7 protein-coding genes and 1 pseudogene are annotated in these 8,590 nt (G+C 44.4%); 4 read left to right on the plus strand and 4 right to left on the minus strand.

Features of this window, described 5'->3' with window-relative positions; genetic code table 11:
* From RMO55_RS07120 to RMO55_RS22185, 3 genes and pseudogenes are all read right to left on the minus strand, one after another.
* A partial coding sequence (locus RMO55_RS07120) for an MnmC family methyltransferase (protein WP_310425336.1) occupies positions 1 to 548 on the minus strand: 548 nt, incomplete at its 3' end.
* Positions 549 to 607: 59 nt separating this feature from the next.
* Positions 608 to 1,255: an ABC transporter ATP-binding protein gene (locus tag RMO55_RS22180; RefSeq protein WP_396134207.1), complete on the minus strand. Its 648-nt coding sequence runs from the start codon at positions 1,253 to 1,255 to the stop codon at positions 608 to 610.
* A pseudogene (locus RMO55_RS22185) lies at positions 1,253 to 1,885 on the minus strand (ABC transporter ATP-binding protein); the annotation flags it as partial. The pseudogene RMO55_RS22185 and the gene RMO55_RS22180, both read right to left, overlap by 3 nt.
* Before the next feature lie 177 nt (positions 1,886 to 2,062).
* Between RMO55_RS22185 and RMO55_RS07130 the strand changes: the two are divergent.
* The 3 genes from RMO55_RS07130 (at position 2,063) to RMO55_RS07140 (ending at position 5,338) form a co-directional block, all read left to right on the plus strand.
* Positions 2,063 to 3,250 carry a hypothetical protein gene (locus tag RMO55_RS07130; protein ID WP_310425340.1) on the plus strand — a complete coding sequence of 396 codons (1,188 nt, stop codon included), beginning with the start codon at positions 2,063 to 2,065 and terminating at the stop codon, positions 3,248 to 3,250.
* 170 nt (positions 3,251 to 3,420) lie between these two features.
* Positions 3,421 to 4,797, plus strand: a complete 1,377-nt coding sequence (locus RMO55_RS07135) for an MFS transporter (RefSeq protein ID WP_310425342.1) — start codon at positions 3,421 to 3,423, stop codon at positions 4,795 to 4,797.
* A 175-nt stretch (positions 4,798 to 4,972) separates the two neighbouring features.
* Positions 4,973 to 5,338: a Rieske 2Fe-2S domain-containing protein gene (locus tag RMO55_RS07140; protein WP_310425344.1), complete on the plus strand. Its 366-nt coding sequence runs from the start codon at positions 4,973 to 4,975 to the stop codon at positions 5,336 to 5,338.
* 130 nt (positions 5,339 to 5,468) lie between these two features.
* Here the strand turns inward: RMO55_RS07140 and RMO55_RS07145 are convergent, their stop codons facing one another.
* Positions 5,469 to 7,508, minus strand: coding sequence for an ABC transporter ATP-binding protein/permease (locus RMO55_RS07145; RefSeq protein ID WP_310425346.1), 2,040 nt, complete (start codon positions 7,506 to 7,508; stop codon positions 5,469 to 5,471).
* Between the two features lie 366 nt (positions 7,509 to 7,874).
* Here RMO55_RS07145 and gcvT point away from each other — a divergent pair.
* The coding region (gene gcvT, locus RMO55_RS07150; RefSeq protein ID WP_396134206.1) for a glycine cleavage system aminomethyltransferase GcvT at positions 7,875 to 8,590 on the plus strand (716 nt) is incomplete at its 3' end.

An 8,590-nucleotide genomic window follows, 5' to 3' on the forward strand; every position in this document is an offset into this window, starting at 1 on the left:
TTAGCCACTCGATCGAGAAATTCTACCGTCCATAACTGAGGGCAAGCAACTGGTGAAAATGGATCGAGAAAAATTGCATCGGCTTTGAAATCTCGATTCTCGTTCCGAGAGGCTCCGCCAACGATTGTTTGCCGTGCATCACCGAATATTAATTGCGCCTTGAATCGATCGATCTCAATTGTTTCTTCCTGGACTAATCGAGTCAGTAATTGAGGAATTGGCTCTTCCCAATCATTTAATAAATTATGTTCGATTGCCGCAGTTGGTACGGTTCGATCGAGTTCGAGGGCGATAATTTCGACTGTACAATTAGGATTCGATCGCCAAATAGTTGCTAATGCTGCGGCACTATTGTAACCTAATCCATAACAAATATCTAAAATCCGTAAATGACCGCGACTGGCTTTTTCTGCTAATAAAGTCGGCATCGCATATTTAAAAATTGACTCTTCCTTCGCACCATATTTACTATGGAAAGTCTGCCCAAACTCCTGCGAGAAAAATGTATAAGAACCATCGTCGGTAAGACAGGGATCGAACTGGGGCATAACTATTATTTAGCTCGATTTAAGTTAATTGATAATAGCACCTATATTTACGCCGCAGACTAAGATAATTCTTGCCGATCGTCTAATCTGATTGCTAAACCAGTATCTCGATCGAACAGATGAATTTTATCTATAGCGACAGATAGCCAAACTTCTTCACCAACTGCCACTAATTTATCTGGTGAAACTCGAACTTGAACAGTCAGATCGGCTGGCTCTAAATCCTTAATTTTGACGGCAATGTAAGTATCATTACCCAATGCTTCTACCGTCTCAACAATCCCATGAAAATTTTTAGTTGCAGGTAAACCGATCGTCAGATGTTCGGGGCGAACACCCATTAATAACGAGCGACTAGCATACTGATTTAGTAATTCTTCCCATTCTGCTTCTAGCGTAATCCGAAATTGTTTATTGCCGATCGATAGTGGTAATTTTACTTGAACGGGAATCAAATTCATCGGTGGCGAACCGATAAATTGAGCGACAAAAATATTGGCGGGATGATTGTAAATCTCTAGTGGGGTATCGACTTGTTGAATTTGCCCCTGATTCATCACGGCAATCCGATCGCCCATCGTCATCGCTTCAGTTTGATCGTGGGTGACATAGATTGTCGTCGTGCCTAATTGACGTTGCAATTTGACGATTTGAGTGCGAGTTTCTGCGCGTAATTTGGCATCGAGATTAGATAATGGTTCATCCATTAAAAATACCTGAGCATCGCGCGCGATCGCTCTGCCTAGTGCTACCCGCTGTTTCTGTCCCCCCGAAAGTTGCTTGGGAAACCGATTTAATAAACCCTCAATTTGCAGCATTTCGGCAACTTGTCGAACTTTTTGGGAAATGATTTGTTCTCGTGGTGAAATATAGCGAAAACCACGGGGAAAACCTCTGGTAATTTCGACGAGAAAGTTCTCCACCTGTGGCGGTAAACCATCCGTTTTTTTAGCTAGAGCTGAAGTGTCGAAAGATTGACTCCGCCGCAGTCCAAAGGCAATATTGTCATACACCCGCATATGTGGATAGAGAGCGTAACTCTGAAACACCATCGCAATATCCCGTTGCTTGGGGGGCAAATCGTTTACGAGTGTCTCCCCAATCCTAATACTCCCCGCAGTCAGTGTCTCCAAGCCCGCAATTAGCCGCAGGAGAGTACTCTTACCACAGCCAGATGCGCCAACTAGCACCATGAATTCACCGTTGTTTACAGTCAAATTTATCCGCCGGAGGACACTCTCAGGCACGGTGAGATCCGCTGTTTTGGGCTTGCTCTTACTCTTGGTAGCAGTAGGAGTATAGCTTTTGTAGATATTTTCTAGAATAACTTGGGCCACAGTAAATCGCTGTCAATTACGCGAGAGTCTTTATCTTCCCACACTATCGCAAATAGCTTCTCTAATCGATCGATTCTCCAGGAAAAGCTAATCGAGATCGAAGCGATCGAACTAATGCAAGAATGATTAACTAACAGTGTCTTTGGCGCAAAGTATCTACAAGATTGGGGTTGAGGGATGAAAAATATCCAGTTGAGATGGTTCCATTACCGTAGATTGCGCCAGCAGCAAGTGCGGTGGTGTGGGATGCTCATGGCGGTGGGATTAGCCTGCTGGATCGTCCTGAGTGGACGCTCGATCGTCGCACAGCAGCCCGATTTCACCATAAATGAACAAAGAATTGCGATCGTGGCTCAATCGGCACCTGAAGCCCCAGCCAAGGTGGATGACTCAAAATTAAGCGAAGCCGATCTGTTAAAGTCAACCCCGATCGGTAAATCACCCATTAAAGTATCAGTTGGGCTGCATATTAGCAATCTCGCCGATATCAATCAAACCGCTGAAGCTTTTGATGCGGCTGGATATTTGATGTATAGTTGGCGCGATCCGCGTTTGGCTTACAAACCGCAGCCTAATGAAACTAGCAGAGCTTCTAGTTTAGATAAAATTTGGCACCCAGCCATGGAAATGGTCAATTTTAAATCTTCGACGAATTCAGATACATCAGTAGATATTTTGCCGGATGGAACTGTTCAGGCGCAAGAGCGATTTGCCAAGACGCTTTCATCTGGGCTAGCATTACAAAAATTTCCATTCGATCGACAGTCGCTCCAAGTTGTTTTAGAATCGCTTAAATATGACGATCGATCGGTAATATTAGCGGCAGATCCTGCTAGAATCAGCATCGGAACGGATAGCTTTGTTTCGCTCTCAGAATGGCAGGTTGGGACGGTTACAGGCACTAATAGTAAGTCTTTCTTTCCACCAGAAAAACAACACTATTCACGGGTGACAGTAAAGGTTCAAGTCAAACGTAATTATGGATTCTATGTGCTCAAGGTGATGATGCCACTGTTGTTAATTACAATTGCATCTTGGTCGGTATTTTGGATCGATCCGCAGGAATTTTCTACTCAAATTGGAATTGCTTTTACGAATTTGTTAACGGTAGTTGCGTTACTATTAGTGATTAACGATACGCTACCGCGTGTGGGCTATTTAACACTGATGGATGGATTTACAATGATCTGTTTCATGACAATTTTAGTGGCAATTTTGGTGCTGATAATTGCTCATCGATCGACAACCAAGGACGATCGCGATCGAGCATATAAAGTTCAGCATTTAGCCCGATCTATCGTCCCGATGGGATTTGTACTATCGAATCTAATTTTGGTTATTAGTATGAACTCTTTACAGAGTTAGAATAACAGTCTAGTAGTCTTGGGCGTAAATCAAGAGAATATTCAGATGGGGATTCGGGAATTTCGCCGCCTAGTACTAGATTTTAATAGAGAGTAGGAGCGATCGCTCCAAGTCACTTACCCATCCTAAAACCCCAATTATCAATTATCAATTGAATAACGAGGTAACTTGTGGATCTAGATCTAAACATCGTCAATTCCAGTCAGATCGAGCCACAGGAAGCACTTCTATCTACATCCACCGCCATTAAGCGCATTCCCGCCAGTGATATTCGCCGCAGTCTGAAGGCATCATCGATCGATGGTGTATTTGCAGCCGTATTTACCAACCTTACCAGCGGGGTTTTACTGAGTAATTTCCTGGTAAATCTTCAAGCAAGTTCCTTTGAAATCGGGATTTTATCCGCGATTCCCATGCTGGCAAATATCGTGCAACCCTTTGGAGCCTGGTTGAGCGATCGATTTAACAGTCGGCTGCGCTATTGCTCTAGTATCTATTTTCCCTCCCGATTTATTTGGGTATTCCTGTTACTTGGCATTGCTCTATATAGTCGCGACATTATCGACAATCGATCGATGGCAATCTGGACGATGGTGGTAGTTGCCTTCAGCCATCTGTTGGGAGGGTTGGGGAGTGCGGCTTGGTTAAGTTGGATGGCAGTGTTAGTACCCAGACAATTGCGCGGTAGATATTTTGGCATCCGTAATACTGCGGCTAATTTAACTAATCTAATTGTGGTGGCGATCGCTGGTGTTTGGGTAGCAAACTATCCCAGGGGCGAACTAGAAGGATTTGCGATCGCCTTGGGAGTTGGCATTGTCGCAGGTTTCATCAGCATGGCTTGTCAATGGCAAATGGTGGATATTAATCCCCAAATGTCGCCAGCGACTGACAGTTCCACTGCACAGACAGCGATACAACCAGCATCAGCGATCGCTACCATCTCTCAAGATCGTCACTTCCAGATATTTCTGCTCTATTTCAGTTTGTGGATGTTTTCGCTCAATCTCAGCGCGCCATTTTTTAATCTGTATCTACTCCAAGACTTATCGATCGACTTGAGTTGGGTAACGCTCTACAACAGCTTAACATCAGCGGCGAACCTCGCACTGTTGATTCCCTTTGGACGCTGGAGCGATGCAATTGGCAATCGAATTCCGCTGCTGGGCATGGGACTGGTGATGGTAATATTACCCCTGCTGTGGCTATTTGTGGGTACAGATGCACTTTCTCTCTGGTTGGGTTTGCCCCTGCTGTATATGCTCAACGGCGGTGCGAATGCGGCGATCGATCTGTGCATTAATAATCTCCAGATCGAAATTTCTCACGATCGACATCAAGCGCAATACTTCGGGATTACAGCGGCGATCTCCGGTATCAGTGGTGCATTGGGTACCGTTGTCGGCGGCGGACTAGTTGGCATCGATGCTTTGGGAGGTTTGACAGGTTTATTTGTCATCTCCAGCATTCTTCGGTTGTTGTCTCTCATCCCCCTCATCTGGCTCCAACCAGAAGGGGAGAGATTGTTGGGGCTGAAATCGTTTTAACCACTATTATCGATCGTGCTTTCTTACCCTTTACCCCTTACCCTTTCCCTTTCCCCTTTCAATAAGATTAAACGATCGCCATAAGTACCGGAGAGCCGTTTCCCCCTCTCCCCGTCCCCCCGTCTGGTAGGCTAATGATAGCTAGTTTTAATCATCAAACATTTATCATTACGCCATGACAACTATCTCTGTCGCCAAATCCAGCCAGGTTAAAGAGGGTGAAGTACTCCCCGTTAAATTTGAGAACAAGAAAGCCATCTTGACGAGAGTAGACGGTAAAGTCTACGCTGTCGAAAACAAATGCCCTCACTTGGGAATGCCTTTAGCCAAAGGAAAAGTTTGCAATAATGCCATCACCTGTCGTTGGCATGGTGCGACTTTCGATCTGAAAACAGGTGAAAATGTCAAGTGGGTGGACTCTTTTGTGGGAGTTCCGTTACCTGAATGGTCGCATCAAGTACTTAGTGTTGGCAAACAAGCTCAAGGACTTAAAACTTTTAATGTTACTGAGGAGGGCGATGACGTGTCGATTTATATTTAATAAATCCAGACTATTAATGATGTTAGGGAAAAGGGATATGGCTCGTTAAGTTCCTGTCCCCTTTCCCCTACTTCACTAAGGATTTTGGATTTGGTGCAAGATGTGAGTATTGGTAGGAAATTGGTTGATCTTAACTAGCAAACTGATAGTCTTCAGCCGCCAATAATTGCCAACTGTTGCCATGTTCGGGGCGCAGATCTAACACAATTTGGTGATAGTCAACTAGACTGGGGCGATGACCGACACTAATGTAGGTAATGTCTTTGCTTTGCAGTAATTCGTATAGCCGTCGCTCGTTGGTTACATCCAAAGCACTAGTGGCTTCATCGAGGATGACGTATTTCGGCTGGCTCAGGAGAATCCGCGCAAAAGCTAACCGCTGTTGTTCACCTTGAGACAGGACAGCCGCCCAATCTTTTTCGGTACTGAGTCCACCCATCCGCTCCGATAAGTCTTCCAGGTTAACCGTTGCGAGTGCTGATTGAATTTCCCCATCGGTGATATTTTCCCGCAGGTTGGGATATTTCAACTGTTCGCGCAATGTCCCCAAGAGCATATAGGGCTTCTGCGGTAGAAATAGAGCTTGAGTATAGTCGGGACTTTCGATCGTCCCCGTACCATTGCGCCAGAGTCCGGCGATCGCCCGCAGTAGCGAACTTTTACCACAGCCGCTGGAACCCACCACGAGTAAGGATTGAGGTGGCGTTAGCTCGAAGGAAAGGTTCTGGAATAGAGTCTGCTCGGCATTGGGCGTATTCAGCGTCAGCCGATCGACCTTAAAATGAGTAGAAGGATGATTGATAATTCCCTCACCACCGATCACAGCTCTAGACTCCTGTTGTCGGAATCGTTCGTAGAGTGTCCCTAATCGCTCGATACTCGCTGCAAACGAAGATATATCCTGAATCCGCGTGGGGATGATGGAGAGGGCATTTAGCACCATTTGGAAGGCAAATATGCCCTGACCGATCGTCCCAAAATCCACTTTCTTGGAAAAATATAAGGGTGCGACAATCAGGTAGGGCACCAACCGCGCAAAATATCTGTAGGCGTATTGAAAAATATCTAGTGAGGCAAACCAAATGAGCAGTAAATTATAGTTTTTAATTGCTCGATTCAAACGACCTTCAACTTGACTGAGTTCTAAATTTTCACCCCGATAAAAGGCGATCGATTCAGCATGATCGCGGACGTGAACCATCCCATATCGAAAATCACCTTCGAGCCGCAATTGGTTGAAGTTAATTTTAATCAGTTTATTACCGATCCAAATGGCTAAAATACTGCCAATGGAGACATAGCCTACCAATCCAAATGTGAGTTGAGTAGAAATACTATAGAGAATACCTGTAAAGGCAATTAGATCTAGAACTGAATCGAGAATATCTAAAATCAGATCTAAAATAGTCGTCGTGAAAGAATTGACATCTTCAGTCATCCGCTGATCTGGATTATCGATATCTGTATTTGCAGCATTTGAGTCAATCTCATAATAGGCTCGGTTGCTGAAATAATCTTTTAATAGAGTGGTAGTAAGCCATTCACGCCAAAACAAGGCTAATTTTCGGCGAGTATAACGATAGCTAATCAGAATTGGAATCGCCACAATTAGAGTAATACCATATACCCAGAGAAACTCCCAGAATAATTTAGGATCTCTGCCATTGAGGGCATTATCGATAAATCGAAACACATAGCTCAACAGGACATTAAGGCTACTGACGATGAAGGCGAGAAACAGTAACAATCCTAAAATCAGCCATTGTTTCTCTCGTCCTTGTAGCTTGTGTCGATAAGCATAGAAGATGCCGCTACTCGCGATCAGTAGCACCAAAAATATATAAGCAGGTAAAAATGTCAGCAGATTTTGAAAGATTTCGATCGCGCTTTTGCCCAGACTGGAGAGAAATTTTAGGTAAATAATCTCATTTACCAACCCTGCGAAGAATTTGGGTGAAAATTGGAAGCCAATTAATGATAAGCCGACAACAAAGAAGAAAGTAAAAGCAACAACAAATACTAGTTGTGTTAAGATTAAAAATAGAAACTGTGCCGAACTTCTCGCCCCTGGAGGATAAAAGTAAGGTTGGGCAATTTCGACGAATCGCTGCCAAAGTTTACGATCGAATCGAAATTGAAGTAGCGGTTTAGACTGCGGTACTGCTGTCATAGCAATTGAACCTAAAAAGGACATTCGGGAGTTGACAACGATCTAAGTCATTGCGCTTACTCCTTGAATGGATCTTAATATAATCGATCGAGGGATAAAAGAGATGAGTGAACAGAAGAAGAATGTAAAATTGGACGATCGGACCTCAGATCGGTAACGCCATATATTTAGTGTTTTTATTGTTTGACTTAAACTCGGTCGATTAAATCTTGGCTGTCAGTAAGTCTAGTAAATCGTTGAGTTGGGGTTTGGTTAGCACGATAGCCACCCGCTAATTTGCTGAATATCTGGAATTTCTAGCAGTGGGAAGGATAAAATAATCCTGATAATCGATCGCTCTTAATTATTACAAGGTACATAAAATTAGTGACTGCACCAACCGCGCATATTCCATTAAGAACTCCATTGTACGATCGCGCGATCGCCCTGAATGCCAGAATGACAGCCTTTTCTGGTTGGGAAATGCCCGTCCAGTTTAGTGGAATTATCCCCGAACATGAGGCGATTCGCGATCGAGTGGGGATGTTTGATATTTCCCATATGGGTAAATTTACCTTGCGAGGCGAATCAGCGATCGAACAACTGCAAAGGTTGGTTCCTTCCGATCTAAGTCGGCTTCAACCTGGGCAAGCTCAGTATACGGTGTTATTAAATCCCCAAGCTGGGATTATTGATGACATCATCGTCTATCAACAGGGTGAGGGCAATGTCGTCGTCATCGTCAATGCGGGGACGAAAGATAAGGACAAAGAGTGGTTATTGGCTCATTTAGATCTCCAGTTGGTAGAGTTCCAAGATCTGTCCGCAACACAAGCTTTAATTGCCGTCCAAGGACCCGAAACAGTCCAGCATCTGCAACAATTAGTTGATATCGATCTGACACAGTTAACGAATTTCGGTCATTCCAGAGCTTTTATTTTTAAAAACCCCGCTTTTATCGCCCGCACTGGCTACACTGGCGAAGACGGATTTGAAGTGATGGTCGATCCCGAAACTGGGATTAAACTATGGGATGCACTGCTGGCATCTGGTGTAACGCCTTGCGGCTTAGGGGCACGGGACACCCTCCGATTGGAAGCAGC

Origin of the sequence: Chamaesiphon sp. VAR_48_metabat_135_sub (assembly GCF_031418915.1) — a bacterium.
Taxonomy (GTDB): Bacteria; Cyanobacteriota; Cyanobacteriia; order Cyanobacteriales; family Chamaesiphonaceae; genus Chamaesiphon.